This window comes from Bacillus australimaris, from assembly GCF_001307105.1.
In the GTDB taxonomy this organism is placed as follows: domain Bacteria; phylum Bacillota; class Bacilli; order Bacillales; family Bacillaceae; genus Bacillus; species Bacillus australimaris.
In genome coordinates this window covers 481,831-507,519 of record NZ_LGYN01000012.1, presented here as the reverse complement: position 1 = coordinate 507,519, position 25,689 = coordinate 481,831, and the positions used below count along the sequence as shown (strand labels likewise).

Sequence of the window (25,689 nt, the reverse complement as noted above, 5' to 3'; positions counted from 1 at the left end):
ATAAGATAAATATGTAAATTAAGGGTTTTTTTTAATATGAACATATGGTATTATAAATTTTGGAATTGATAGTCATCAAAATTTATAGAAAAGGTGTTGTGAAAGTTGAAAAAATCAAGAGTATTTTCAGTAGTGATGTTAGTATTATTTTCTTTTGTGATGGTTGTCCCGACATTTGCTAAAACTAATCAATATAGTTTTACGATGGAAAAGAGAGCTGTGAATGGATCTGATTTAGGGAAATATTATACTCTAAGTAAAGGATCAGCCAAAATTTCAGGAAGTCAATGGCAATCTAAAAAATTACCTAATGCGAAGGGACCTAATTTAGTATATTATGAACTAAGAAACAAGACAACAGGAAACAGCTTTGGTACAGTGACATCTAGACCTAATGCGAATGGAAGTAGCAATAAGGTCTCTGGTACATTTAAAGGTCTTGGTGGAGGAAATAAATATTATTTGTTTGTATATAAAATAGAAATAGACGGAAGACACTTAAAAGGTTCTGGGAAAGTATATAATTAATAAAACAGAAGAGAATTTATTTATAAATTCTCTTCTGTTTTATTTGCTAGGAGAGCTACATTATGATTATATTTTTTGAAGGCTGGATACTCTATAGTTTTTTATTTATATATATAGCTTTTGCAGCCTTGCTCAAACTTAAGTATAAGAAAAGTTATACATATTTATTGTTCTTTTCAATTATGACTTTCTATGTATATCATGTTATAAATTTAACACAATTCCCAATTACTATAGATGAAACTCAACGAGAGAATTTCAAAGAAGTATTCGGTGGGAAAAATAATGTCTTAGTAGAAATGAATGTAATTCCTTTTAGTGAAGGTGTTAGTTTAGCCAGTTTTTATAATGTATTCATGACAATACCTTTAGGTTTTGGTTTACCATTTTTAATTAAGGCAACATTTAAAAAGATCTTTTCAGTAGGTTTGTTAGTTGGAATATTATTTGAAGGTTTCCAACTGATTGTTGGATTATATGCGGGTTATTCCTTTAGGGTGGTAGATATCGATGATATAATTTATAACCTTCTAGGTACATTAATTGGCTATGTATTCTTGTTTAAACTATTTATAAGGTTTTTCAAACTAATATTGAGTAAATTTGAAATAGATTTCAATCCAATTATTAGCCATATTTATGATGCTGGCCAGCCATTAAAAAAATAAAGCTGGCAGATAAACAGAAACCCCCGAGGGAAATCGGGGGTTTCTGTTTATTTCTTTTGTTCTAGTTTCAGTGGAGCTGCGATGTTCTTTTGTACTTTTTCCCCTTTTAATACGTCGTTTGCAGCGCCGACTGCCAGCTGACCGATCAGCTCCGGCTGCTGTGCGACCGTTGCGGAGAGCTTTCCTGCTTTGATTGAGCTGAGTGCATCTTCGTTTCCGTCAAAGCCAACGACGAGAATGTCTTTTCCAGAGCTTTGAATTGCCTCTAGCGCGCCAAGTGCCATTTCATCATTGTGGGCAAAAACAGCTTTAATGTCAGGGTTTCCTTGAAGGAGGTTTTCCATGACATTCAGTCCTTTTGTCCGGTCGAAATCAGCAGCTTGTTTGGCTGTTACCTTTAGATCTTTATCCGCAATTTGATGGAATCCTTTTCCGCGCTCGCGTGTCGCGGAAGCGCCTGGTACACCTTCTAGTTCAGCGACCTTTGCTCCTTTACCAACCTTATCGATGATGAAGTTAGCTGCCATTTCGCCGCCTTTGACGTTATCTGAGGCGACAAGGGCTTCTACCTTTCCATTTTCGGCTGAGCGGTCTAATGTGATAACCGGTATATCTGAAGCATTCGCTGATTCGACAGCGGTTGAAATAGCAGATGAATCAGCTGGGTTGATGAGCAATGCGTCAACTCCTTGCTGAATGAGGTCTTCTACATCACTTGTTTGTTTAGCTGAATCATTTTGTGCATCTGCGATCACAACTTCAATGCCTAGCTTTTTCGCTTCTTTTGTCACGCCGTTTTTCAAAGAAACGAAGAATGGGTTATTTAACGTCGAGATCGACAGCCCGATTTTGATGTCTTTTTTCTTGCCATCCTTTGATGACTTGGCCCACTCTGGCGGTTCAAGTGAGCAGGCAGAAAGCATGAATAATGAGAGAGTCAGGATAAGAATAAGATATTTTTTCATAGCAGCTGCCTCCTTAAGCAGATTTCTTTCTGTCTAATAGGACTGCAATCAAGATGACAATCCCTTTTACAACAGATTGATAGAATGATGAAACACCAAGTAAGTTCATACCATTGTTCAGGACACCGATGATGAGCACCCCGATCAGTGTACCGACAATTCGTCCTCTTCCGCCAGACAGACTTGTCCCGCCAAGTACAACGGCAGCAATTGCATCAAGTTCGTAGGACGTACCAGCTGTTGGCTGGGCTGAGTTTAGACGAGATGTTAAGATTGCACCTGCTAAAGCAGACATGAAGCCTGCTAATGAATAGATCATAATTTTTACGCGCGGTACTTTTATTCCTGAAATGAGCGCAGCTTTTTCATTCCCGCCGATCGCATATGTTCTTCTGCCGAAAGGCGTTTTATGAAGCAGCACCCAAAGTACGATAAAGGTGAGAAGCATCGTGATTGCTGGAACAGGAATACCTAAGAAATATCCGCGGCCGAATAATTGGAATGCATAGTTAGAGCCAAGTCCAGTAATCGGGTTTCCGTCTGTATAAACGAGTGTCAATCCTCTGAAAATTGTCATCGTAGCAAGTGTTGCGATAAAAGGAGCCATTTTTCCTTTTGTGATTAAAAGACCGTTGATCATCCCAAGAACGGCACCGATGATACAGCCGGCGATAATGGCTAAAATCGGGTCCAGGCCAGAAACGATAAAGCCGGCAGTCAGTGCACTGGACAGTGCTAGAATGGCCCCGACAGATAAATCAATGCCTCCAGTTAAAATAACAAACGTCATCCCAAAGGCAATGAGGGCATTAATGGAGATTTGTCTCAGTAAGTTTAAAATGTTTAATGGCTCTAAAAAGGCCGGATTTAAAATAGAAACAATGGCGACAAGGATGATGAGTCCTAAGAATGGCCCAAGCTTTTGCATGATGTTGTCAAATCGTCCATTTGAAGTAAGTGGTTTCATGTTACTTCCCTCCTGTAGCTAGTGTCATGATTCGTTCCTGTGTAGCTTCTGTTTTGTCTAATTCTCCGCTGATGGTTCCTTCATGAATGACGAGAACTCGATCGCTCATTCCTAGAACTTCTGGGAGTTCAGAGGAGACCATTAAAATGGCAACACCTCGATCGGTCAGTTCATTCATTAATTGGTAGATTTCTCGTTTCGCTCCGACGTCAACACCTCGTGTCGGTTCATCTAAAATCAACACCTTTGGCTGTATGCCGATCCATTTGGCGATGACGACTTTTTGCTGATTTCCACCTGAGAGACTTCGGGCAGAAATGTCAGAGGAAGCCGTTTTAATCGTCAATCTTTTGATGAGCAGATCAACAAAATCCTGTTCAGTTTTCTTATCAATCAGTCCCTTTGGAGAGAAGCTTTTTAAGTTCGGCAGACCAATGTTTTCTCGGATGGATGCATCAAGCATCAGTCCTTCATCCTTGCGATCCTCTGTGATAAAGCCGATGCCGAGCTTGACGGCATCACTTGGTTTTTTAATGACAGCCTTTTTCCCATGAACCCAGATTTCCCCTTGATCAAGAGGATCGAGACCAAACAGCGACCGCATCATTTCGGTCCGGCCAGCGCCCATTAAGCCTGCGACACCGACGATTTCTCCAGCTTTGACTGAGAAGCTGATGTCTTCAAATTGCCCTTTTCTCGTCGCTTGTTTCACCTCGAGGGCAATCTCTCCTGTCGAAGGCGTTCGCTCAGGGTATCGATCTGTTAATTCTCGGCCGACCATTTTTTTGACGACTTCATGGAAATTCGTTTCAGGGATGGCTTTCGTATCGACTGTTTTCCCATCACGCATAATCGTAATCCGGTCACAGATTGCAAAGATTTCCTCCATACGGTGAGAAATATAGACGATAGAAACGCCTTCTTTTTTGAGAGATTCGATGACTTGGAAGAGCTTTTCAATTTCACGTTCTGTTAGAGCGGCCGTTGGCTCATCCATGATGATGACCTTTGCATCGGTCATTAATGCCTTGGCAATCTCAATCATCTGTTTTTGCCCAACAGAACAACTGCCTGCCTCTTGATCAAGCGAGAGGTTCACAGACAATCGGTTCAGCTGCGCTTGGGCGAGGACCTTCATTTTCTTTGTGTCCAGCAGTCCAAGCTTTGTATATATTTCTTTTCCGATGAATAGGTTTTCCAAGACGGTCATATCTGGCCAAATGTTAAGCTCTTGGTGAATAAAGGCGATGCCATGCTGTTCCGCTTCCTTCGGATTTTTGAAAGCGGTTTCTTTTCCGTCGATTTGAATCGATCCTTGATCTAATGAATAAAGACCTGTGAGCAGGTTCATTAAAGTTGATTTTCCCGCTCCATTTTCGCCCATAAGTGCGTGAACTTCACCAGTGACGAGGTCAAAGGAGACCCCGGAGAGAACGGTGTTTTTTCCAAAAGCCTTGTGAATGTTATGCATCTCAATGTTCATATCTGGTTCCTCCTTTTAAAAGATGACACCGGCATGGAGAATGCAGTTTGCGTAAGGGGTGGCTTCACCCGTTCGAATGACTGCTTTTGCCTGTTTGGTCATGTCTTTGAACGTCTCATGGTCTACATCATGTAATGACTTTGAGAACGCTTTCTTTAGAAATAGATGATCTCGCTCATTGGCTTCTTTGATTTCACTAGCCACGGTGATGTTTTCAACGGCCATTTCCTGAAGCAGGAGGGAGGTAACCTCCTGAAAGGACGGTGTGCCGATCGATAACGCCAGATCAATTTTCACTGGACCTTCTGGAATAGGGAGACCGCAATCTGCGATGACGATTGTATCTGTGTGGCCAAGGTCAGCAAGCACCTTGGCGATATGGCTGTTTAGGATACCGTTTTTTTTCATTTCTTTTTCTCCAATTCTTCTCTTGTTGGCATGCCGCCTTGTGCACCAAACTTTGTGACAGACATTGATGCTGCAAGGTTGGCAAAGGCAAGTGCGTCGTAGAGGGGTTTGCCTTCTGTTAGGGCTACAGCGAAGGCTCCGTTAAAGGTATCGCCAGCACCTGTTGTATCGACTGCTTCGACAGGAACGCCTGGAACTAATACTTCTTTTGATCCGTCAAAATATCGAACGCCATTTTTCCCTTCTGTGATCAGTAATTTGTTAGGGTATTGACGCAAGGCGTCTTCGATTGGGAGACCATCAAAGATGAGAACAGCTTCGTGCTCATTCGGCGTGATGTAGGCAGCCTGCTCTAAAACCTGCTGCGATACTTTGCGTGCTGGTGCAGGGTTTAAAATCACAGGGATTTCTTTTTCACTGCAAATCGCGCAGACAGCTTCGACCGTTTCTTCAGGTATTTCCTGCTGAATAAGAACCATCCCAATATCATCAATCGTAGAAAGAGCATCACTGACATAGTCAGGAGTGACCTCATTATTTGCTCCTTTGACCACGACAATGCTGTTATCACCCTCTGCTAAAATGATATGAGCTGTGCCGCTCTCCATTTCGGTAACCGGTTTCATATAAGTGGTGCGGACACCTTGTGCTTGTAAATTACTCAGAATATCCTGACCATAAGTGTCATCACCAACTCGGCCGACCATGTATACATCTGCACCGAGTCTGGCACTTGCGACTGCTTGATTGGCCCCTTTTCCGCCGGGGACAGTTTTAAAAGATTCGCCTAAAACCGTTTCACCGGCATTTGGCCGTTTATCTGATGTGACGACTAAATCCATTGAACAGCTTCCTACTACGACAATATGACTCATTGTGAATCCACCTTTCTTGTGGTCTCTCGTTCAATAAAAGAGACGGGCATTTGGATAACTGATTGATCTATCGGTTGTTTCTGAATCGCTTTGATTAACAGCTGTGCCGCTGCTTTTCCCATATCATAGGCGGGCTGCCTAATGGTCGATAAGGAAGGAAAGAGCAGCTCACTTTGCGGAATATCATCAAATCCAATGATTTGAACGTCTCCAGGAATGGTTTTTCCAGTCCGAAGCGCTTCGTGTATAACTGCTGTTGCAACGATGTCATTGCTCGCAATGATGCCATCTGTTTCAGGATACAGCTGAAAAAGGGCTTTGGCGCTTTTTTGGGCTTCTTGAAAGGAAAATGAAGCATTAGACATCACATGAAAATCGACACCTGTTTCCGTGAGAACGTCGAGTGCGCCTTTGAATCTCTGCCTCGCTGTTTGCAGGTGTGCAGGTCCTTTCAGCAATGTGATCTGACGGCTGCCGCGGTTGATTAATTCCATAGCGGCCATTTTCCCGCCAGCTGCAGCATCTGCAAAGACGGAAGGTGCATGTGGAACGGTTCGATCTAAGAACACAACAGGCAGATCGTCATCTTTGTATATATCTGATTCGGGTTCATTTGTGACCGCGATGACACCAACCACTTGATTTTGTTTAAAGGTTTGTAAGTAAGCCATTTCCTTCTCACGGTCTTCATCACTGTTCCCAAATAATAACCGAAAACCGTGTGCATGAATCTCATCCTCAACGCCTCTAGCCAGCTGAGGGAAAAAGGGGTTTGTGATATCAGGTAAGATCAAACCGATTAAGCGTGATTCTCTTTTGAAAAGGGATCTAGCGACTTCATTGGGAAAGTAGTTCAGCTCCTGCATCGCTTGTGTCACGCGGATTTTCGTATCTGTATGGACATAGCCAGTATCGTTGAGCACGCGTGAAACAGTGGCAACAGACACTTGTGCAGCTTTTGCAACATCTTTAATTGTAGCCAATGGAGTGCCTCCCTTCGTGAATGTGTAACCGTTTACAGAGATAGATTATCACGAATGCATCGAAATGACAATCTAAAAAAAATAAAAAAAGAAAAGAAAGATGCCTTCTTCCTTTTCTTAACTAATAATACCTGTTTGTGTAATGTTCACTTTCACTTTTGGAATAATTTTCACACTTGGATAATCGGTGACCCAGTTCATTTTCATATATTCATCATAGTGTCTTACCCGATATTTTCTGCCAAGACTGAGGACGTCAGAATTCGCCTCTTGCAGGGCTGCAATGACTTTTTCGGCGTCTTTTGTCAAAATAGCTGACAGCCTTTTGTTTAACATTTCAATTTTCTTGTCAGTATCTAAATTGTCTTTCGGATATTCAAGAACAGAGGTGGTGAATTCAAACTCAAGAGAGAAGGTTACGTTTCGGTGATCAGGATTGACGATTTTGATGTCTCTCTTTGAATCGGTTACTTGAATGGTGATGTAATTGTTCTCCTTTGATTTCATATCATTTCTTACTTTTTTAGTGAAGTTTGCATAATTGCCCATTTTCCCATCCATGATGGTGAGCAAGATGGCATCCTGAGCATACAGTTCACCTTTCTTTTTCTCATTATCAAATAAGGCAACCCCTCTCACACTCGTTAACTTTTTTGATTTATCGTAGTAGAGCAACGGCAGTGTGAAATCCTCCCCGGTTTGCAGCATTTTGGATCTTACGTTTTGAATGTTTTTAGGTGAAACTTGAGAGGAGTGTGATGCAGAAGTGATCAGGTTGTTTAAATAGTCGCTTACAATGAGTTTTTCTTTGAGCAGCTGATTGATCAATTCCACACAGCTTCCTCCTTGCACCACAGCCATGTTTGCGAGCAAAGGACTTTTCGGATCGCGATAAAACATATCTAAGTAAGGGAGCATCCGCTGCTTGGCAAAATCATCACCGATCAGCATCACCCGCATTTTCGACATATCTATTTTTTGGTCTACACTCCGGCTAAAGTTACTTCTTGCTTTTCTTAAAGTAGGCGCTTCGGTTGTGAGAACAGTGGTTAAATAGCTGCCAGTATTCCCTTGCTGCATACTTTGAGACTGCTGCACCTTTCGATAGGTAATCGAGTATTTTGCATTGTCATCCTCTCCTTTGTCAACAGCTGAAGTTAAAACAAGAGAGATATCTTTTAATAGGTTTTGATCCCAGCAGCCTGGCATGAAAAAGAGGGAAACACACATGAGCAGTGTCAACATGTACCTATGATGCATGTGATTTCACCTTCCCTATTCGGTGTTTGATCAAAATGATAACGGCCATAATGATCGGAAGTGTGTAAATAAATGAATATTGTGCAACGGTGGTAAAGTCATTGAAGCGCTGAATTCTAAAATTATCAGTTGAAAGAAAACAGCTGGCAGCATAAATCAAAATGGCAAAATAGTAGACATATTTTTTGTGATTTTTCTTCTTCAGAATACTGGACACACCATTTGCACAAAAGTACAGATAATTACTCAGTGTGGCTAGAATGACAAAGACCCAAAAGCTTAGGAAAATTAAATCCGTCCGCTCAATGACTCCGAATGTAATGGTTTTTAATAGATACAACACAGGATTCGGGATGATATCAAGCTCAGCCGGACTGAAAAACATAAAACAGATTAATGTAATAAATAGGTAGTAAAGCGTCGTACATATATTTGAAATGGTCATCACTTTATATCGTTGCTTAATGGTGCCCTTCATCAGTGGAGAGATGACAAGAATCATTTCAAATCCATTCATTGACAGCACCACGTCCTTCAATCCAAGCCGGAATTGAGAAATATCCGTTTGGAAAAAAGGCATGAGATAATCAATATTGGTTCCTTTTAATGCATAGAACATCAATAGAGACAGGAAGAGTATAAAGGGTGTCAAAATAAAGTTAAACCTGACAATGGCTGTAATTTTCTCCTTTGCGATATAGATAATACATATCATGAGTAATAGGTTAATGACCCAGTTCGGTGTGAGCGGGAGCACCCATATGCCAAGAATCCTTGTGAAGATAGACAGCACCACGATACAAACTGAGGCAAAGTATACCATATAGAGCGTGACCAAAAGGCGTCCAATCCATTTTCCAAAGACCTCAATCAGCGCTTGGAAAAATGACGTCTCAGGATACTTGTGGATGATATAAAGAAAAATGGTATTGATGATCTGGATAAAAAAACACGCTAAAATAATCGCCATCCAGCCATCATGCCCCATGTCTTTCATGAGCAAATGGGGGAGCGCTAAAATACCAACACCAATTTGAGATTGAATGATAAAAAAAGCAGCCTGAGGGGGAGATATCTTATTCTTCATGATTGTTTTTCCACCCTCTCAAATTTTTAATTTGCTCTTTCTTTTGCGGATTCAAATACACTGGGCGCTGTTTGTACATCCACATAGGCAATCGAATGATGGTGTCTTTTAAGTCCTGCCAGTTAAATGGAGCAACAGGTGATAAGTACGGCACCCCAAGTGATTCTAGGCGGCATAGATTCATGAGGACGATGGCCAGTCCAAATGAAATGCCAATAAATCCAAACATCGATGCCATAAACATGAGCGGGAACCGAAGCATCCTGATGGTGGACGTCATTTCAAACGACGGAAGTACAAATGAAGCGACAGCCGTCACAGCAACGACAATAACTTGGACATTCGAAATAAGTCCTGCTTGTACAACCGCATCCCCAATAACCAAACCACCTACGATTCCAATGGTCTGCCCGATTGGTTTAGGCAGACGCACCCCGGCCTCGCGTATGAGTTCAATCGTGATCTCCATCAGCATAGCCTCTATTAATGGAGGAAAGGGAATGCCGATAATAGAGTTCTTCATCGTAATGGCTAGTTCATCTGGGACAACCTCATAATGAAACGAAATAACAGCAATATAAAAAGAAGGCAAAATGACTGCTATGATACAGGCAAGATAGCGAAGAATACGAATAAACGTAGCTGGTATCCAGCGGCTATTATAATCATCTGGTGACTGAAAGAAGCTAAAAAACGTGATAGGCAGAATGATGGCCATTGGACTGCCATCCATGAGTACGACTATCCTGCCTTCAAGGATTGCAGATCTCACCTTGTCCGGACGTTCTGTATCAATCAGCTGAGGGAAAATAGAAAATGAATCTTCCTCAATGGCCTCAACGATAGAACCAGGACTTATCAGTGTGTCTACTTTAATAGAAGAAATCCGTTTGTTGATTTCTTCGACATTTTCTTTATTGGCAATATCAGATATATAAACCGTTGCAAGCTTTGTTTCCGATTTTGTACCGACCTTATGATACTGAATGGCAAGCTTTCGATCATTTAAGTGGGATCGTAGCAAATATAGATTTGTGTCCAAACTTTCGACAAATCCATCATGTGCGCCAGCGATAATGCTTTCAGAAGACGGCTCAGATATAGAGCGCAGCGGCGGCTGTCCGACAGTAAATAACTTGATCTGCGAGGAGTTTTCATCAAGAAAGGCGATACTTCCTGCAATAATACTGTCTGTGATCAGCGTCAAATCGCCTGTTTCGAGTGTGCTAAGCGATTTTGTATAATCCTGCTGTCCAGGAGTACCTAACAAATTTCCGATGATGAAATCGTTTAGTTTGCCTTCATCCACTCTTGTCTTAATAAAAAACAGCACAGATTTCGTTTCATTGACCATTAACTCTCGGTATTCAAAATCGCCGCTTTGCTGAAAGGTTTTTTTCAGGATCCTAATTTTCTCTTCAAAGCTGCCTGATAAAAAATGCAAGCGTGTTTGCTCATTGGTGTTTGGCATCTTTAGCCTCCTCTCACAGTTTTTTTAACCTTAGTGTAAGCGGAGACGCGAATTTTATTCGTCACCTTTGGGGAAAGCATGACATGAGCAGACAACTTTCAACTAAATTCATATTAAAAATGTTAAGAAATGATGAATCTTGATAAAAACAAATGAATAATGTTTCATTGTTTAGGTCATTAGGAGCGAATCTCGTAAAGAGAAGATACACCTAAATGATTAAACTTTTACATCTTATCCCAATTTTTCGTGACCTGAAATGAAGCAGATGACTTGATTTTTTTGGAGGTGACCTTTGTCATAGGTCAACACATAGCATTCTGGCAGATGAGGATGACTTTCTAACCTGTTCGTTCAAAAATATAAAACATTCCAAAACACGCATTATTCATTTAAAGCGCTGATATGACTGATGTTATAGAGCAGAGAAGGATTTAAAACATTGATTCAAAATACATCTTAAAAATTGTCGAAAAAATTAGGGAGAAAAGGACAAAAGATTTTTCGATCATTGATGGTAACGCTTTCTCTTGAATTAAGCAGAAATTCAGGCTGATTTTTGTCCGCCTTTTGGCCTTTTCATTTGATGGATGGGTAGGCAAAAAAGCCTTCTGATTAGAGGAATTTGGCATACGAGGAAGTGAAAGATTATGTTACATAATACCGATTGTGATTTTATGCTGAACAGATATACTGTTGATTGAATTTACATATCACACTCATAAAAAAAGGAGATGTAGATAAGCGATGTGGTTAATCGTTATAGCCTGTGTCATCATGTTGGGGATTGGCTTTATTGAAAAGAAGCGTCATCAGAAAAATATCGATGCCCTGCCGGTGCGCGTCAATATTAATGGTATTCGCGGAAAGTCTACCGTCACAAGATTGACAACCGGTATCTTAATGGAGGCAGGTTATAAAACTGTCGGCAAAACAACGGGAACGGATGCAAGAATGATTTATTGGGATACGCCAGAGGAGAAACCGATTAAAAGGAAACCGCAAGGACCGAATATCGGAGAGCAGAAGGAAGTTATGAGAGAAACAGTTGAAAGAGGAGCAAATGCCATCGTTAGTGAATGTATGGCGGTAAATCCAGATTACCAAATTATCTTTCAGGAAGAGCTGCTTCAAGCAAACATTGGCGTAATCGTAAACGTTCTTGAAGATCATATGGACGTCATGGGGCCGACACTTGATGAAATAGCAGAAGCCTTTACAGCGACAATTCCTTACAATGGACACTTGGTTATTACGGATAGTGAATATACGGATTTCTTTAAAGAGATTGCGAAAAAACGCAATACAGAAGTGATTGTTGCAGATAATTCCAAGATTTCCGATGAGTTTTTGCGGAAATTTGAGTACATGGTTTTCCCAGATAATGCTTCACTTGCGCTTGGTGTTGCCCAAGCATTAGGGATTGATGAAGATACGGCATTTAGAGGAATGTTAAATGCACCGCCTGATCCAGGAGCGATGAGAATTCTACCATTAATGGACGCAAAAACACCTGGACACTTTGTAAATGGATTTGCGGCAAACGACGCATCATCTACATTGAATATTTGGAAGCGTGTGAAAGAAATTGGATATCCAACAGATGAACCGATTATTATCATGAACTGCCGTGCGGATCGTGTAGATAGAACGATCCAGTTTGCGGAGGATGTACTTCCTTATATTGAAGCAAGTGATCTTGTCTTAATTGGTGAAACAACAGATCCAATCGTAAAGGCATATGAGGAAGGGAAAATTCCGGCTGACCACTTACACAACCTTGAATATCAATCTACAGAACAAATTATGAATATGCTTGAGAAAAAGCTTCATAATCGAGTGGTTTATGGAGTCGGCAATATCCATGGTGCCGCTGAACCGTTAATCGAAAAAATTCAAGAATACAAAATTAAGCAGCTTGTCAGCTAGGAGGAAATATAGAAAATGTTCGGATCAGATCTTTATATCTCGTTAATTTTAGGTGTTCTACTTAGTTTAATCTTTGCAGAAAAAACAGGAATCGTACCAGCTGGACTTGTTGTTCCAGGTTATCTGGCGCTCGTATTTAACCAGCCAGTTTTCATTTTAGTCGTCTTATCTGTCAGCTTGCTTACGTATGTGATCGTTCGTTTTGGTCTATCAAAATTCATGATTTTATACGGACGTAGAAAGTTTGCTGCGATGCTGATTACAGGGATTGCCTTAAAGCTGATATTTGATTTCTTTTATCCAGTGGTCCCATTTGAAATAGCAGAATTCCGCGGAATCGGAATTATCGTCCCTGGATTGATTGCGAATACAATTCAAAAGCAAGGTCTTACGATTACCCTTGGAAGCACGTTACTTCTAAGTGGTGCAACATTTGCCATCATGTATGTTTACTATCTATTTTAAGATAAGGTGTGTCCAATGATGAATAAAAAATTGAGCTTTCAGGAAAAGCTGCTGAAAATCACGAAGAATCAAAAGAAAAAGACGAATAAACACGTACTGATTGCTTTACCGATCGTCATTGCTTGTACATTTTTATTTACGTTTATCGGGAAAGCACAAGTGCCAACTGTACAAAAGAATTCAGAAAACATCCTGACCGCTTCGTTTGTTGGCGACATTATGTTTGGAAGAAACGTAGAGAAAGTGACAGACCGCTATGGGAAACAGCATCTCTTTCGCTATGCCAAGCCATACTTTGATGTGTCAGATTATGTGACAGGAAACTTTGAGCACCCAGTTGCATCTGATAAGGAGCAGGCGGCGCAAAAGAATATTCATTTAAAAACAGATGAAGATTCTGTCCAAGCGTTGAAGGATTTAAATTTTTCAGTGTTAAACTTTGCGAATAACCATGCGGCAGACTATGGTGAAAAAGGGCTGAACAATACGATTGATGCCTTTGAACAAGCTGACATGGATTATACAGGTGCAGGTCGCAACCTCCAAGATGCGAAGCAGAACATTTCGTACAAAGAAGTTAATGGTGTCAAAATTGCTACACTTGGTTTTACAGATGTGTATGGGAAAGATTTTAAAGCAACGAATCGTCAGGCGGGTATTCTGCCAGCCGATCCATCTATCTTTATTCCGATGATTTCACAGGCCGCTGAAAAGGCAGATATTGTCGTTGTTCATGCTCACTGGGGACAGGAGTACAACAATGAAGTAAACGACAGACAACGAGAATTGGCAAGAGCGATGTCCAAGGCAGGTGCTGATATCATTATCGGTGCTCACCCGCACGTCCTTGAACCGATGGAAGTTTATAATGGAACGGCGATTTTCTATAGCCTAGGAAACTTTATCTTTGACCAAGGCTGGTCAAGAACACGTGATTCTGCACTTGTTCAGTATCATCTGAATGAAGATGGAAAAGCGACATTTGAAGTTGTCCCAATGTACATCAAAGAAGCAACACCTGCCCCAGTAAAAGCAGGATCTTTAGAATCAAAAGCGATTATCCGTATGCTGACCAATGGAACGAATGCGGACTGGAAAGAAAAAGACGGACACATTTTCTTTGAAGTAGATCACGCTGATAAAGTTAAAAATCTAAAAGAAAATGAAAACGGAGGGAAAGAGAAGAAATGAAATTCGTAAAAGCAAGCTGGCCGTTTGTTGCGTTAATTTTAGTATTTGTCTTTATGTCTGCTTTTAAATTTAGTGACAGCCTGACAGATCATGAAAAACAAAAGATCTCGGTTGAAATGCAGAAAATTGAACAGCAAAAGCAGTCAAAAGCGGAAGCAGGTCAATAACGAAAGAGCATAAAAGGGCACGCACATTGCGTGCTCTTTTTTTGTCAAAAAAGGGTGTAAAATGAAAGGTGTCCTGCCAAAACTATAGAAGAAAGGAGGGAATAGATCATGAAATGGAAAGGAATGCTGCTTGGAGGTTGTGCGCTCATAGGGCTGATGTTCATGTCTCCATCAGCGGTATCTGCTCAAACACCGTCTCTTTTGGAGCAAGCCGAAAAGCTCATTGGCACCCCTTATCAAAAAGGTGGAACCGATCCGAAAACCGGCTTTGATGCATCTGGGTTTATTCAATATGTGTACAAGACCTCTGAAACATTTGATTTGCCGCGGAAGGTGATTGATCAATATCAGATTGGAGAAAAGGTATCATGGGACAAAGCGCAGCCGGGTGACCTTGTGTATTTCCGAAGCCTTGAAGAAACGAAGGATATTCCGACACACGTGGCGTTGTACGCAGGGAACGATCAGGTCATCCATATCACGCTTAGTCAAGGTGTTGTAAAAACGGATGTCAGCAAAAGCAAATATTGGACAGATCGGTTTTATGCAGTCAAACGACTGCCTGGCACGCAAGAAATTTCTGATGACCCTCTTGTGAAAGATGCGATGAAATATTTAGGTATTCCTTACGTATTTGGTGGAGCAGATCCAAAGGATGGCTTTGATTGTTCAGGATTTTTACAGTATTTATTTGAAAAATCACTTGGCATATATTTACCTCGAAGTGCTGAACAGCAGTGGATCGTGGGAGAAAAAGTGGCATTAAGCGATATTCGACCCGGAGATTTTGTCTTTTTTAGTAACACATATAAGCCGGGAATTTCCCATGTAGGTATGTATATTGGGGGCGACCGCTTTATTCATGCGAGCCGTTCTGAAAGCGTGACGATCTCTTATTTGTCTGAATCGTATTGGCGTGAGAAATGGACAGGTGCGAAACGATTAACAGATTTGGAGCTTGCGAAAGAAGACCCTATCGTATCAAAAGCTGCGACATATATTGGTGAAGTCCCTTATGTTAAAGGCGGTACAAGTCCAGAGCAAGGATTTGATACAGCAGGGTTCACACAGTATGTGTATCAAGAAGTACTTGGCATTGAGCTGCCTCGCTATGCATCAGGTCAAGTCAAAGCAGGTACGCCAGTGAAACGTTCTGAGCTTAAACCGGGAGATCTTGTCTTCTTCAGCGGGACATCATTGATGCCGGCGATTTATGCAGGATCAAATCAAGTCATTCATGTCACTGTCTCAAACGGTGTTGTCCTGACTAATATGAAAACAAGTACGTACTGGAAGGATAAATATGAGACGGCTGTTCGAATAAAAAAATAAAGAAAAAGCCCGATCCGCACTCGGATTGGACTACTGACTTCTCTCTAGGCGCTGATCAGACAAGCGTCTTTTTTTCATGGAATTGATTTTGTAAAAGAAGATCAATAAAATAAGCGACGCCATCTTCATGATTCCCTTTTGTGATGTAGGTGCTCTTTTCTTTAATCACATCGACGGCATTCCCCATTGCAATGCGGTGGCCTGCTTCTTCAAACATGGATAGATCGTTTGGGCTGTCGCCAATCGCATAAATATGAGAGCGGTCTACACCATAATGGGCTGCGAGCTTTTTCAAGGCATGTCCTTTTCCAGACTCTTTTGGTAGCACCTCAATAATGTGTTTTCCAGAAGAGGTCAATGAAAGCTCGGGCATGTCCGCCAAAAGATGTCGTGCTTCGTGCAGTTTGTCCATATCAAACGAGAAGCAGAGTAATTTATAGGTCGGATCGTTTGACTCAAAAATCTCACGAATATCATCTACTGGTTTGATGCCAAATTGTTTAAATTGCGTCATGGCGCCTTCCCATAAATCAGCTAAATCCTCATTTGGGTTTGCGCTTTTGATCAGATCAAATTCTGCTTTCAGCTTCTCTTTTCCATCAAAAGGAGAGAGGAGGGCATCGTCTGTATAGACCTCGAAGTAAATGTTCCGTTCCACTAATGCCTTTGCAGCTCGTTTCCCGGCTTCTTGGTCCAGTGTGATTCGGCTGAAGAGCTCGTATCCTTCAGTATGAACAGTCCCGCCGTTTGCCGCAATAATAGGGATGTCCAAATCGCCAAGAAGCTCCTTCACGTCAAAAGTTGCCCGCCCTGTACAGATGGTGACAATATATCCCGCTTCCTTCGCACGAATCAATGCCTCTCGGTTTTGAACGGATATTTCACTTTTGGTATTTAAAAGTGTACCGTCTAAATCAATCGCAATCATTTTTTTCATCGCTGTCAAATCCTCCTTCATTCATGCAATAGCCTCTTCAAAGTATGTACGATTTCCTTCATTCTCATAAAAAAAGGATGGTTGACTCCTCACTATCAAGGCTAAACAAAATTGAGCGAATGATCAAGGAAATAAGAAAAAGCGCCCCAAAGGGACGCTCTCAGTGTATAGACATATCCTCGGTTGGTTTGAAAAAAGACAAAGGGCTAAAATAAACATCATTTTAGCCCTTTCTACTTATGATAATTCAAGCTGCTTCTTCAATTCAGTCTTCACTTCGTTCAGCTGGTTTTGATCTAATTGGTAATAATAAACCCCGTTTGGCTGGTAATCAGATCCTTTGAGCTGAATGGTATCAACTGATTTCAATGACGTTAGAAGCGGGAAAAGACCGACTAGCTCCTTCATCGAAAGGGTGGTTGACACATTATCGCCGAGTGTATCAATAATATTGTCGTATGATGGAATAGACGTTAATGATTTTGATTTATCAAAAATGGCTTTTAACACTTCCATTTGACGCTGTCCGCGCATTAAGTCACTATCTGCTTTTCTTGTTCTCACATAAGCGAGCGCTTGATCACCATCAAGTGTATGCGTTCCTGTTTGAAGCACAACCTTGCCTTTTGTATCTTTTTGAATTTGTTTCACAAGGTATTCATCCTTGATGTTAATCGGAACCCCGTTTAATTCATTTACGATTTCTTTAAATGCTTTGAAATTACTTTGGATGACAAAGTCGACCGGAATGTCTAGTAAATCTTCAACAGTGCTCACTGTTAAATCTGCACCGCCAAATGCGTGTGCGTGAGTAATTTTATCAAAACCGTGACCTGGAATATTAACGTATGAGTCCCTTGGAATGCTTAATAATTTAACGGTTTTATTGGTGCGGTTAATGGTCGCCAAAACCATTGCGTCGCTTCGTGCTTGTTTCACTGTTTCGCCCGGTCTGCTGTCAATTCCAAGCAGCAAGACAGAAAAGCTGTCTTTTCCTGGATCGAATGCTTCAATCCGTTTCACAGATTGTGCGCCGCGATCTAGAGTCACTTGAGCCTTTTTAGCAGCATTTGTTACTTTATAGTAGGCGTAGCCTGTGACCGAAGCGGTTGTCAGTAAAAGAATACCAAATATAAAAAGAGTGACTTTCACCCATGGTTTTAAACGCTTTTTCCCTTTGCGTTTACTTCGTGATTGATCCATATATTTTAAACCCTCGCTATAATTTTATAGTAAATATGTCCTGCTTCTTGCTTACAAACTAAAACAAATATACCTTAAAACGGGATATAGTGCGACATTTTTTTCACTAACGCTTAATTGACGTTTCCTTATCATAAAAAGTTTCAATGATTCGCAAATGAAATATATTTGTCATAAAACATCGAAATGTTTGAAATGACAGGAAGTGAGGAAAATGATTTTTCATAGAGAAACATCTCGTATACAGAGACAAAGAGGGGTTATGAATATGAAAAATCGGAATGGATGGCTTTATTTCTTCGGCGCCCTTGGCGGCGCTTTATATGGCTATGATACAGGTGTCATCTCGGGCGCCATTTTATTTATGAAAGAGGATTTAGGTTTAAACGCGTTTACAGAGGGACTTGTCGTCAGCTCCATTTTAATCGGGGCGATGCTCGGCTCCTCTCTTTCTGGTAAGCTGACAGACCAATTTGGGCGGAAAAAAGCGATCATCGCTGCAGCTATTCTATTTATTATCGGCGGATTTGGTACAGCCCTTGCCCCGAATACGGTAGTGATGGTGTTATTCCGAATTGTACTAGGACTCGCGGTTGGGTGCTCAACAACGATCGTGCCATTATATTTATCCGAACTTGCTCCAAAGGAATCACGGGGAGCTCTGTCCTCTTTAAATCAGCTAATGATCACGTTTGGTATTCTCCTTGCCTATATTGTGAACTACACTTTATCGGATGCAGAGGCTTGGCGCCTGATGCTTGGAATTGCAGTTGTTCCTTCTGTTCTTTTACTATTTGGGATTTTATTTATGCCGGAAAGCCCCCGCTGGCTATTTGTTCATGGACAGGCTGACCGTGCGAAGGAGATTCTTTCTAAACTCAGAAAAAGCAAGCAAGAAGTCGAAGATGAAATTTCAGATATTCAAAAGGCAGAAGGTGAAGAAAAAGGCGGTTTTAAGGAATTATTTGAACCATGGGTACGCCCTGCATTGATCGCAGGTGTCGGTCTTGCTTTTTTACAGCAGTTTATCGGTACAAATACGATTATTTACTATGCACCAAAAACCTTTACAAGCGTTGGCTTTGGTAATTCAGCGGCGATTCTAGGAACCGTCGGAATTGGTGCAGTGAACGTCATAATGACGTTTGTTGCGATCAAAATCATTGACCGTGTAGGACGAAAAGCGCTGCTGCTATTTGGGAATACGGGAATGATCCTTAGTTTAATTGTCTTGTCAGTGGTCAATCGATTTTTCGAGGGATCAACAGCTGCAGGATGGACAACCGTTATTTGTTTAGGGCTCTTTATCGTCATTTTTGCTGTCAGCTGGGGTCCGGTCGTTTGGGTGATGCTTCCAGAGCTTTTCCCAGTCCATGTCCGGGGAATCGGTACAGGTGTTTCAACCTTCCTTCTGCATACAGGAAATTTAATCATCTCGCTCACATTCCCAGCTTTATTAAGCGCGATTGGCATCAGTAATCTCTTCCTCATCTATGGGGTGATTGGCGTAGGCGCCTTCTTATTTGTAAAATACTTAGTAACCGAAACAAAAGGGAAAAGCCTTGAAGAAATTGAAGAGGATTTAAAAAAGAGAAACCGTGCCATCGCTGGTGACGAAGGAAAAACGGTGTGAATATGACCAGCTGCCGCATGCAGCTGGTTTTCCTTTCTTAAACAAACGTTTAATCAAGAAAGGACAATCTCTCATCTTCTGAACGTGCTGCATATGACATACATATGGAACAGGCGGGCGAAAGGTGGAAATGAGATGAAAGGGAAAACTAGCATAGTCGTGCTGACGTACAATGAACTGCATTTAACGAAAAAATGTATCGACAGTATCAAGCAGCATACCCGGCGTGATCAATATGAACTTATCATTGTCGATAATGCGTCAACTGATGGCACGAAGGAATATGTGAGAGAGCTGGAAGATGTGATTTTTATTGAAAACGAAGAAAATCAAGGTTTTGCAAAGGGCTGTAATCAAGGAGCAAAAGAAGCTTCAGGAGATAGCATTCTCTTTTTAAATAATGACACGATCGTGACGGAAAACTGGCTCTTTCCATTAAAAGAGGCGTTGTTTGCATCAGAACGGATTGGGATGGTGGGGCCGGTCTCCAATTATGTGAGTGGTCCTCAGATGGTTCAGCCATCGTATACAGATGTGAAGGAGCTTCCAGCCTTTGCTAAAGAATATACAGCGGCGAGAAAAGGTCAGAGGACTTATGTGCATCGGCTTGTGGGGTTTTGTCTGCTTGTGAAAAGAGAGCTGATCGAGGATGTAGGGTTATTTGATGAACGATTTGTATATGGATCATTTGAGGATGACGATCTTTGCTTACGTTCATTACTGAAAGGGTATCAGCTGCAAATTGTGCATGATTCCTTTGTGCATCATCATGGTCATGCCACCTTCAATGCCAATCAAGAAACGAACATCTCTACACTGTTTACTGAGAACAGACTTCGTTTTTTAGATAAATGGGGGATTGACCTAAATTTGATCACCCCTCATCCGTATTTTGCGGCATTACTCCCTGAGGACGCTGCATGTGTTCTGGATGTTGGATGCGGCGCTGGGGCAACCGGGCTTGAATTGATGAACCGGCAGTCTGTAGCCATGTACGGGGTAGAGGCGGATGCATTAAAAGCAGCGGTCGCAAAGGCGTATTACGAAGAAGTGATTGAGGCAAATGCGGATGAGTACCCATGGTCAGAGAAAGAGGCCTTTTTTGATGCGGTCATTTTTTCGGATGTTTTAGAGCATGTGTCAGATCCTTGGCGCATCATTGAGCAAGCGCACGCATCTTTAAAGCCAGGCGGTGTGATCGTTTGCTGTCTGCCTAACATGATGCATGCAGAGGTGCTTCTCCCATTAATGACAGGGGATTTTACGTATCAAGATGTAGGAATTTTAGACCGAACCCATATGCGGTTTTTCACACCAAACACGATGCAAGCGCTTTTCCCAGACCATTTGTTTGAACGTGTGATCGAGCAGCGGATCGATGTGCAGATTGATCAAAACGTTCAATTATTTTTTGACGAAGTGGCGAGAATAGGCGTGTCTCTTGGCTTTCAAACAAAAGCGTTGTCTGACCAAGTGACCTTGTATCAGCTTCTTTTCGTCGTGCGTAAAAAAGGCGGCTCTCCTTCGGGATAACCACCTTTTTGTTTTACCATTTGAAGCTTTTCGTTGCGCCTTCTGCACCGAAGTTTAAGATACTGACTTTGATATCATAATCAAAATCTGCTTCTTGGAAGAGTCTGTCCCACTCATCTCCATGCTGATCCCAATAGTCAGGGTATTTCATACGAAACTGCTGGTTTAATAATATAGGATCAACGCCCACTTCTTTTTGCAGATGCTGGACCGATTTTTGAATACGTTCTTTTATTTTATGAGAAAAAATTCGTTCATATCGCTTGATGTACTGCTCATCATAGGAGTTTTCAGGAGGATATTGATCCTCTGATAATTTTCCTTTTGTTTGTACATGAATGTGAAAGGAAACCTTACCATCCTTCAGATGGGGTTCAACCTTCGTTTTTGCTTTCTTGATTTCATATGTTATTGGATATCCTTTGTAGGTGGCAGGTACAACGCCGCCTGAAATACGATCCATCACCCAGTTTAAAGATTGTACATCTTTTGCTGGGATGAAACCGATCAGCTTTCTTGTTTTTCCATGTATGATACCGCCCCCATCATAGATAAGTTCACCGTTTATCACATCTACACTTTGCACAAGGAAACTGACGCCCATCTGAAAGTAATCAGATGCCCGGCCAATACGTGTGGGCGGTAAGATCTTTCCGTTAAAGCTTCGGTTTTTGGATGTTTCAAAGATATGCTCAACCGGAACCTTCTGTTGAGACTTTAACTTTTGATTGATCACTTTTGCTGCATCATCTCTTGATACTAGGAAGTAACTGCTTCTCCGCACCTCATCATCTCGTATAAAGTGATTGAGTGTCCCTTGAATATCGTGATGCTCCGCCTGACCTTTGCCGAATAAAAAGATTTTGAGATGATCACTGTAAATCGGTGGATCCTTCAAAGCGACATTGCTGACTGCCTCCAGTACATTTTTTCCCTTTGAGACCACATTGACATAACCAGGGGAATCGCCCTCTTGCGTCCCGCCCATTTTAGGGACAAGATTTTGATAGGTGAGTTTGACCTCTTGATTCTCTTCCTCATCAATGCCAACGCCGCGCACAAACGATAATTTTTCAATATCCTTTAAGTCCCAGCAGCCTGCCGATAACAGCAAAAGAAAGCAGGACAGAAAGGCTAGTAATAAACGATGCCTTCTCATGCAGAACGACCTCCCCATTTTTTACGTATCATTAGGAGAATAGCTGTTATAAATGGAATGGCTAAAATGGCGAACAGCGCATAGCCAAGTAAAGTAGAGTAATAAAAGACCTCATTGATATTCTTCGGAAAAAGAGAAAGGGCTGAGGTAATTAAAAACAGCAGCCATAACAATCTCTTTAAATTGGTGGTTTTAAAGACGGTATGACAGCCTTTAATGGCAAATTGGAAAAAGCCAAGCATACAAATGAACTGCTGGCACGTCCAAATCGTCAGTAGGAAAATATCAAATCGTTCGATAAACACTCCTTCAAGTTCAAGCGCTTGAATGAGGGAAACCGTCGGCCAAGTGAGAGATTTCGTTTCTCCGACTGTCATGGAGCCGATCACAATAAAAAGTGTGAGCGAGTATACGAGGCTTGTAATACCAACTCCAATGGCAGCGGACCATTTCGCCTTCGACCATTTGTCTTTATAAATGAGCGGCACGACAAACAAAATCACTTCAAAGCCTGTAAATTGAATAAAGGTTTGAGAGAACAGATTACTAAAATCTTTAAAACCATGCGCCATCACAGGACGCAAATAATCAAAATTAAATATTTTTAAACAAAACAGCATGAGCGCTATGTAAATGATCATGGTAATCGGATAAATATATGTCACCATTTTGACAACTGGAAAGATACCGCTTTTCAAATGATAGATCGCCACGAGTAAAAAAATCATCACAATCACTGCCATGGGAGTCGATTGCAGCAGGAAAAACTGAACGACTTCCCCGAGCACACGTGCTTCAAAGCCGACAATGCCTAGTAGATAAGCAATTAGCATTAAATTAAAGATTGTGCCAAAGAATGCCCCTGCTCCTTTTGTATTTGACTCAAAAATGGTGTCTGGTGCATTCTTTTCGGCAATCCAGCCTAACAAAAAAGCAATGAAAGCAAAGATGACTCCCTGTATTAATACAATGATCCAGCCATCTGGGTATCCTGAATTGGCAGAACTGCGTGGAATCGTTAAAATTCCAGCACCTATCATTGTAGAGCTGCACAGAATGGTGACTTGTAACAATGATAGTTTTTCAGGTCTGTACATCGTTTACTCTCCTTGTCTTTTGAGATTTTTTATCTTTGCTGTTTTCGGTCTTGATTTAAATAACCCAATTGGTAAACGAACGTACGTATCCTTTAAATCTGAAAACGGTGAAGACAACACAGGTGTGAAATAGTCAAAACCAAAGGTCTTTAATTGCATCAAATGACAAAGCACAAATAAATAACACATGATTAAGCCGTATAATCCAAACAGTGCTGAACTAAAAATCGCCATAAACCGCAAAATGCGCAGCGGAAAACTAAAGTCATATGATGGTGCCGTGAAGTCAGCTAATGCGGTTAGCGATACAATAATGACCATTAAGGCACTGACGATATTGGCTTGAACAGCCGCCTGCCCAATAATGACGCCGCCAATAAGTCCAATGGTCTGCCCGATGGCTCTTGGAAGACGAAGCCCTGCTTCCCGCAGCAGCTCTATCGTAAAAGACATGAGAATGGCTTCGACAACGGGAGGAAAGGGAACATTCTGCCGGCTGCCTGCGATGGTGAGTGCCATTCTTGTCGGTAATAAACCGGGATGATAAGAGACAAGAGCAATGTAAAGCCCTGGTAAAAAAATCGTGAGCAGCACAGCAATATAACGGAGTAGACGCAAAAGAGTCGCGCTAGTCCATCTTTGATAATAGTCCTCGGGCGATTGCATCAATGCAGTAAAGGTCATAGGTAAAATGAGGGCAAAAGGAGTCCCATCAAGCAAAATAGAGACTTTCCCTTCAAGGACGGATGCGATCACACGGTCAGGACGTTCTGTGTTTTGAATCTGCGGAAAAATGGAGATGTGACTGTCCTCAATCATTTGTTCAATATAGCCGGTTTCAGGGATGTCATCCATTTTGATTTGTGCCATGCGAGATAGAACATCTTCTACTAGTTTAGAATTAGCAATATCACGAACGTACACAAGAGCAGCAGATTTTTTATTGCGAGTACCTATACTCATCTTTTGAATCACAAGATTAGGGTCGTTTGCCCGCTCCCGGAGTAAAGCTGTGTTCTTTTCAAGATTTTCAATAAATCCGATCCGCGGTCCTCTTACCAGGACTTCAGATTGCGGCTCTTCTACTTCTCTAAATTGAAAAAGATTCGTATGGAGCGCAAGTGCTTGAGCCGCTCCATCTACAAATAAAATAGCCTTGCCGCTATATAACTGCTCGATGGCAAGGTTCATATCTTCCAGCACATCATTTTGAATACCAAAGAACGTTTTAGAAAAGGAGGAAAGTGTAGCAGGACCAACCTCGGTGATATCTAATTCCTTTTGCATTGGTGAAATAATCTGCTTGGATAGCATCTCAAATTCTGTGAGTCCTTCAACGTACACGAGACATGCAGAGACAGCGGAAGGACCAAATGAAAAAGAGTGGAACACGATATCATCACTTTTCCCGACAAAGCTTTTGACGCGCTTGATGACGGACGTTATATCTTGTTCAATACGACTTTTCATAATACCTCACCCTCATCACATGTTTTTTATAGAGTGACTCGTAAGGTGGAGAATTATGCAAATAGAAAAAAGAGAATTCCCCGAATAGGAATTCTCTCGTATACTTATCTCGCAAGCCAGCCGCCATCAACGGCCAAAATATGACCGTTCATATAATCGGAAGCTGGTGAGCTAAGGAAAACAGCAGCACCTGCTAGATCTTCGGGTTTCCCCCAGCGCCCGGCAGGGATTCGTTTGAGAATCTCTTCATTTCGATTTTCATCTTCACGAATCGCTTGTGTGTTATTGGTTGCAATATACCCAGGCGCAATCGCATTCACCTGAATATGCTGATTCGCCCATTCGTTTGCAAAAGCTTTCGTCAGACCTGCGACAGCATGCTTACTTGCTGTATAAGCAGGGACAAAGACGCCGCCTTGAAACGATAGAAGGGAGGCGATATTGACGATTTTCCCTTGCCCGTTTTTCAGCATCTGCTGTCCAACCTTTTGAGTGAGGAAAAAGAGACTGTTGATATTCACATCCATGACCGTATGCCAATCTTCCTCTGAATAGTGTGCCGCCTGCTCTCTTTTAATGGTTCCAGCATTATTGATTAAAATATCAATCGTATGCTTTTTTAATATGGCATCGACATCCTGCTTTGCAGACTGAGGGTTAGAAAAGTCAACCTGAACCGCATGGAATGATCGGCCTGCCTGTTCGATTAGCGCTTTAGTTTCTTCAAGCGGTGTGTGGTGATAGGTGCCGATGATATCTGCACCTGACCGAGCAAGTGCCACGGCAATGGCTTGCCCGATGCCGGTTCCAGGGCCTGTCACAAGGGCTGTTTTTCCTTCAAGGGAAAAGAGGGACGCTACATAAGATGTCGTCGTCAT

Annotated in this window: 24 protein-coding genes; 9 read left to right on the top strand and 15 right to left on the bottom strand. The window is 41.6% G+C overall.

Annotated features, from left to right (window positions below; genetic code table 11):
* Positions 1–105 precede the first annotated feature (105 nt).
* Together AKG37_RS09140 and AKG37_RS09135 are read left to right on the top strand one after the other, a co-directional pair.
* Positions 106–528 (top strand): hypothetical protein, encoded by a 423-nt coding sequence (locus tag AKG37_RS09140; protein ID WP_060698512.1) that lies wholly within the window; start codon positions 106–108, stop codon positions 526–528.
* Between the two features lie 62 nt (positions 529–590).
* The gene (locus AKG37_RS09135; RefSeq protein ID WP_060698511.1) at positions 591–1,196 is read left to right on the top strand and encodes a VanZ family protein; all 606 of its coding nucleotides are present in this window, start codon (positions 591–593) and stop codon (positions 1,194–1,196) included.
* Between the two features lie 47 nt (positions 1,197–1,243).
* On the opposite strand, the gene rbsB is transcribed toward AKG37_RS09135, so the two are convergent.
* The 9 genes from rbsB to AKG37_RS09090 all read right to left on the bottom strand — a co-directional run bounded on the left by rbsB (position 1,244) and on the right by AKG37_RS09090 (position 10,695).
* Positions 1,244–2,161, bottom strand: coding sequence for a ribose ABC transporter substrate-binding protein RbsB (rbsB, locus tag AKG37_RS09130; RefSeq protein WP_060698510.1), 918 nt, complete (start codon positions 2,159–2,161; stop codon positions 1,244–1,246).
* Between the two features lie 13 nt (positions 2,162–2,174).
* On the bottom strand, positions 2,175–3,128 hold the full coding sequence (rbsC, locus tag AKG37_RS09125) for a ribose ABC transporter permease RbsC (RefSeq protein ID WP_060698509.1): 954 nt from the start codon (positions 3,126–3,128) through the stop codon (positions 2,175–2,177).
* Position 3,129: 1 nt separating this feature from the next.
* Positions 3,130–4,611 (bottom strand): sugar ABC transporter ATP-binding protein, encoded by a 1,482-nt coding sequence (locus tag AKG37_RS09120; protein ID WP_060698508.1) that lies wholly within the window; start codon positions 4,609–4,611, stop codon positions 3,130–3,132.
* A gap of 15 nt (positions 4,612–4,626) precedes the next feature.
* Positions 4,627–5,019: a D-ribose pyranase gene (gene rbsD, locus AKG37_RS09115; RefSeq protein ID WP_060698507.1), complete on the bottom strand. Its 393-nt coding sequence runs from the start codon at positions 5,017–5,019 to the stop codon at positions 4,627–4,629.
* Complete coding sequence (gene rbsK, locus AKG37_RS09110) at positions 5,016–5,894, bottom strand: ribokinase (RefSeq protein WP_060698506.1); 879 nt, start codon at positions 5,892–5,894, stop codon at positions 5,016–5,018. The genes rbsD and rbsK overlap by 4 nt, the downstream gene beginning before the upstream one ends.
* Entirely contained in the window at positions 5,891–6,877 is a 987-nt protein-coding gene (locus AKG37_RS09105; RefSeq protein WP_060698505.1) for a LacI family DNA-binding transcriptional regulator, read from the bottom strand. Before AKG37_RS09105 ends, rbsK begins: the two co-directional genes overlap by 4 nt.
* 117 nt (positions 6,878–6,994) lie before the next feature.
* Positions 6,995–8,137 carry a Ger(x)C family spore germination protein gene (locus AKG37_RS09100; protein WP_060698504.1) on the bottom strand — a complete coding sequence of 381 codons (1,143 nt, stop codon included), beginning with the start codon at positions 8,135–8,137 and terminating at the stop codon, positions 6,995–6,997.
* A complete protein-coding gene (locus AKG37_RS09095) occupies positions 8,127–9,224 on the bottom strand; it encodes a GerAB/ArcD/ProY family transporter (RefSeq protein WP_060698503.1) in 1,098 nt (365 codons plus the stop codon). Before AKG37_RS09095 ends, AKG37_RS09100 begins: the two co-directional genes overlap by 11 nt.
* On the bottom strand, positions 9,214–10,695 hold the full coding sequence (locus tag AKG37_RS09090) for a spore germination protein (protein WP_060698502.1): 1,482 nt from the start codon (positions 10,693–10,695) through the stop codon (positions 9,214–9,216). The genes AKG37_RS09095 and AKG37_RS09090 overlap by 11 nt, the downstream gene beginning before the upstream one ends.
* 747 nt (positions 10,696–11,442) lie before the next feature.
* Here AKG37_RS09090 and pgsB point away from each other — a divergent pair.
* The 5 genes from pgsB to AKG37_RS09070 all read left to right on the top strand — a co-directional run bounded on the left by pgsB (position 11,443) and on the right by AKG37_RS09070 (position 15,779).
* A complete protein-coding gene (gene pgsB / locus AKG37_RS09085; protein WP_039181962.1) occupies positions 11,443–12,624 on the top strand; it encodes a poly-gamma-glutamate synthase PgsB in 1,182 nt (393 codons plus the stop codon).
* Positions 12,625–12,639: 15 nt separating this feature from the next.
* Positions 12,640–13,089: a poly-gamma-glutamate biosynthesis protein PgsC gene (gene pgsC / locus AKG37_RS09080; RefSeq protein ID WP_007497520.1), complete on the top strand. Its 450-nt coding sequence runs from the start codon at positions 12,640–12,642 to the stop codon at positions 13,087–13,089.
* Positions 13,090–13,107: 18 nt separating this feature from the next.
* On the top strand, positions 13,108–14,280 hold the full coding sequence (locus tag AKG37_RS09075; RefSeq protein WP_060698501.1) for a CapA family protein: 1,173 nt from the start codon (positions 13,108–13,110) through the stop codon (positions 14,278–14,280).
* A complete protein-coding gene (gene edmS / locus AKG37_RS19000) occupies positions 14,277–14,447 on the top strand; it encodes an extrachromosomal elements maintenance protein EdmS (protein ID WP_162838477.1) in 171 nt (56 codons plus the stop codon). The genes AKG37_RS09075 and edmS overlap by 4 nt, the downstream gene beginning before the upstream one ends.
* 108 nt (positions 14,448–14,555) lie before the next feature.
* Positions 14,556–15,779, top strand: coding sequence for a C40 family peptidase (locus AKG37_RS09070; RefSeq protein ID WP_060698500.1), 1,224 nt, complete (start codon positions 14,556–14,558; stop codon positions 15,777–15,779).
* Positions 15,780–15,834: 55 nt separating this feature from the next.
* Here AKG37_RS09070 and AKG37_RS09065 read toward each other — a convergent pair whose 3' ends face one another.
* A complete protein-coding gene (locus AKG37_RS09065; RefSeq protein ID WP_193391703.1) occupies positions 15,835–16,716 on the bottom strand; it encodes a Cof-type HAD-IIB family hydrolase in 882 nt (293 codons plus the stop codon).
* 237 nt (positions 16,717–16,953) lie between these two features.
* Positions 16,954–17,919 (bottom strand): LCP family protein, encoded by a 966-nt coding sequence (locus AKG37_RS09060; RefSeq protein WP_060698498.1) that lies wholly within the window; start codon positions 17,917–17,919, stop codon positions 16,954–16,956.
* 268 nt (positions 17,920–18,187) lie between these two features.
* Here AKG37_RS09060 and AKG37_RS09055 point away from each other — a divergent pair, with 268 nt between their 5' ends.
* Both AKG37_RS09055 and AKG37_RS09050 read left to right on the top strand, forming a co-directional pair.
* Entirely contained in the window at positions 18,188–19,552 is a 1,365-nt protein-coding gene (locus AKG37_RS09055) for a sugar porter family MFS transporter (RefSeq protein ID WP_149865074.1), read from the top strand.
* 135 nt (positions 19,553–19,687) lie between these two features.
* Positions 19,688–21,085, top strand: coding sequence for a bifunctional glycosyltransferase family 2 protein/class I SAM-dependent methyltransferase (locus AKG37_RS09050; protein ID WP_060698497.1), 1,398 nt, complete (start codon positions 19,688–19,690; stop codon positions 21,083–21,085).
* Positions 21,086–21,098: 13 nt separating this feature from the next.
* Here the strand turns inward: AKG37_RS09050 and AKG37_RS09045 are convergent, their stop codons facing one another.
* The 4 genes from AKG37_RS09045 to kduD all read right to left on the bottom strand — a co-directional run bounded on the left by AKG37_RS09045 (position 21,099) and on the right by kduD (position 25,689).
* Positions 21,099–22,244 carry a Ger(x)C family spore germination protein gene (locus AKG37_RS09045; RefSeq protein ID WP_060698496.1) on the bottom strand — a complete coding sequence of 382 codons (1,146 nt, stop codon included), beginning with the start codon at positions 22,242–22,244 and terminating at the stop codon, positions 21,099–21,101.
* Entirely contained in the window at positions 22,241–23,341 is a 1,101-nt protein-coding gene (locus tag AKG37_RS09040) for a GerAB/ArcD/ProY family transporter (protein ID WP_060698495.1), read from the bottom strand. Before AKG37_RS09040 ends, AKG37_RS09045 begins: the two co-directional genes overlap by 4 nt.
* 3 nt (positions 23,342–23,344) lie before the next feature.
* Complete coding sequence (locus AKG37_RS09035; RefSeq protein WP_060698494.1) at positions 23,345–24,811, bottom strand: spore germination protein; 1,467 nt, start codon at positions 24,809–24,811, stop codon at positions 23,345–23,347.
* Between the two features lie 104 nt (positions 24,812–24,915).
* Entirely contained in the window at positions 24,916–25,689 is a 774-nt protein-coding gene (gene kduD / locus AKG37_RS09030; RefSeq protein WP_060698493.1) for a 2-dehydro-3-deoxy-D-gluconate 5-dehydrogenase KduD, read from the bottom strand.

What these genes read in the sequence shown, in the direction of transcription:
- AKG37_RS09135 (WP_060698511.1), top strand. Translation starts at nt 591, where the DNA reads ATGATTATATTTTTTGAAGGCTGGATACTCTATAGTTTTTTATTTATA.
- rbsB (WP_060698510.1), bottom strand. Translation starts at nt 2,161, where the DNA reads ATGAAAAAATATCTTATTCTTATCCTGACTCTCTCATTATTCATGCTT.
- rbsC (WP_060698509.1), bottom strand. Translation starts at nt 3,128, where the DNA reads ATGAAACCACTTACTTCAAATGGACGATTTGACAACATCATGCAAAAG.
- AKG37_RS09120 (WP_060698508.1), bottom strand. Translation starts at nt 4,611, where the DNA reads ATGAACATTGAGATGCATAACATTCACAAGGCTTTTGGAAAAAACACC.
- rbsD (WP_060698507.1), bottom strand. Translation starts at nt 5,019, where the DNA reads ATGAAAAAAAACGGTATCCTAAACAGCCATATCGCCAAGGTGCTTGCT.
- rbsK (WP_060698506.1), bottom strand. Translation starts at nt 5,894, where the DNA reads ATGAGTCATATTGTCGTAGTAGGAAGCTGTTCAATGGATTTAGTCGTC.
- AKG37_RS09100 (WP_060698504.1), bottom strand. Translation starts at nt 8,137, where the DNA reads ATGCATCATAGGTACATGTTGACACTGCTCATGTGTGTTTCCCTCTTT.
- AKG37_RS09095 (WP_060698503.1), bottom strand. Translation starts at nt 9,224, where the DNA reads ATGAAGAATAAGATATCTCCCCCTCAGGCTGCTTTTTTTATCATTCAA.
- AKG37_RS09090 (WP_060698502.1), bottom strand. Translation starts at nt 10,695, where the DNA reads ATGCCAAACACCAATGAGCAAACACGCTTGCATTTTTTATCAGGCAGC.
- pgsB (WP_039181962.1), top strand. Translation starts at nt 11,443, where the DNA reads ATGTGGTTAATCGTTATAGCCTGTGTCATCATGTTGGGGATTGGCTTT.
- pgsC (WP_007497520.1), top strand. Translation starts at nt 12,640, where the DNA reads ATGTTCGGATCAGATCTTTATATCTCGTTAATTTTAGGTGTTCTACTT.
- AKG37_RS09075 (WP_060698501.1), top strand. Translation starts at nt 13,108, where the DNA reads ATGAATAAAAAATTGAGCTTTCAGGAAAAGCTGCTGAAAATCACGAAG.
- edmS (WP_162838477.1), top strand. Translation starts at nt 14,277, where the DNA reads ATGAAATTCGTAAAAGCAAGCTGGCCGTTTGTTGCGTTAATTTTAGTA.
- AKG37_RS09070 (WP_060698500.1), top strand. Translation starts at nt 14,556, where the DNA reads ATGAAATGGAAAGGAATGCTGCTTGGAGGTTGTGCGCTCATAGGGCTG.
- AKG37_RS09065 (WP_193391703.1), bottom strand. Translation starts at nt 16,716, where the DNA reads ATGAAAAAAATGATTGCGATTGATTTAGACGGTACACTTTTAAATACC.
- AKG37_RS09060 (WP_060698498.1), bottom strand. Translation starts at nt 17,919, where the DNA reads ATGGATCAATCACGAAGTAAACGCAAAGGGAAAAAGCGTTTAAAACCA.
- AKG37_RS09055 (WP_149865074.1), top strand. Translation starts at nt 18,188, where the DNA reads ATGAAAAATCGGAATGGATGGCTTTATTTCTTCGGCGCCCTTGGCGGC.
- AKG37_RS09050 (WP_060698497.1), top strand. Translation starts at nt 19,688, where the DNA reads ATGAAAGGGAAAACTAGCATAGTCGTGCTGACGTACAATGAACTGCAT.
- AKG37_RS09045 (WP_060698496.1), bottom strand. Translation starts at nt 22,244, where the DNA reads ATGAGAAGGCATCGTTTATTACTAGCCTTTCTGTCCTGCTTTCTTTTG.
- AKG37_RS09040 (WP_060698495.1), bottom strand. Translation starts at nt 23,341, where the DNA reads ATGTACAGACCTGAAAAACTATCATTGTTACAAGTCACCATTCTGTGC.
- AKG37_RS09035 (WP_060698494.1), bottom strand. Translation starts at nt 24,811, where the DNA reads ATGAAAAGTCGTATTGAACAAGATATAACGTCCGTCATCAAGCGCGTC.
- kduD (WP_060698493.1), bottom strand. Translation starts at nt 25,689, where the DNA reads ATGACGACGACATCTTATGTAGCGTCCCTCTTTTCCCTTGAAGGAAAA.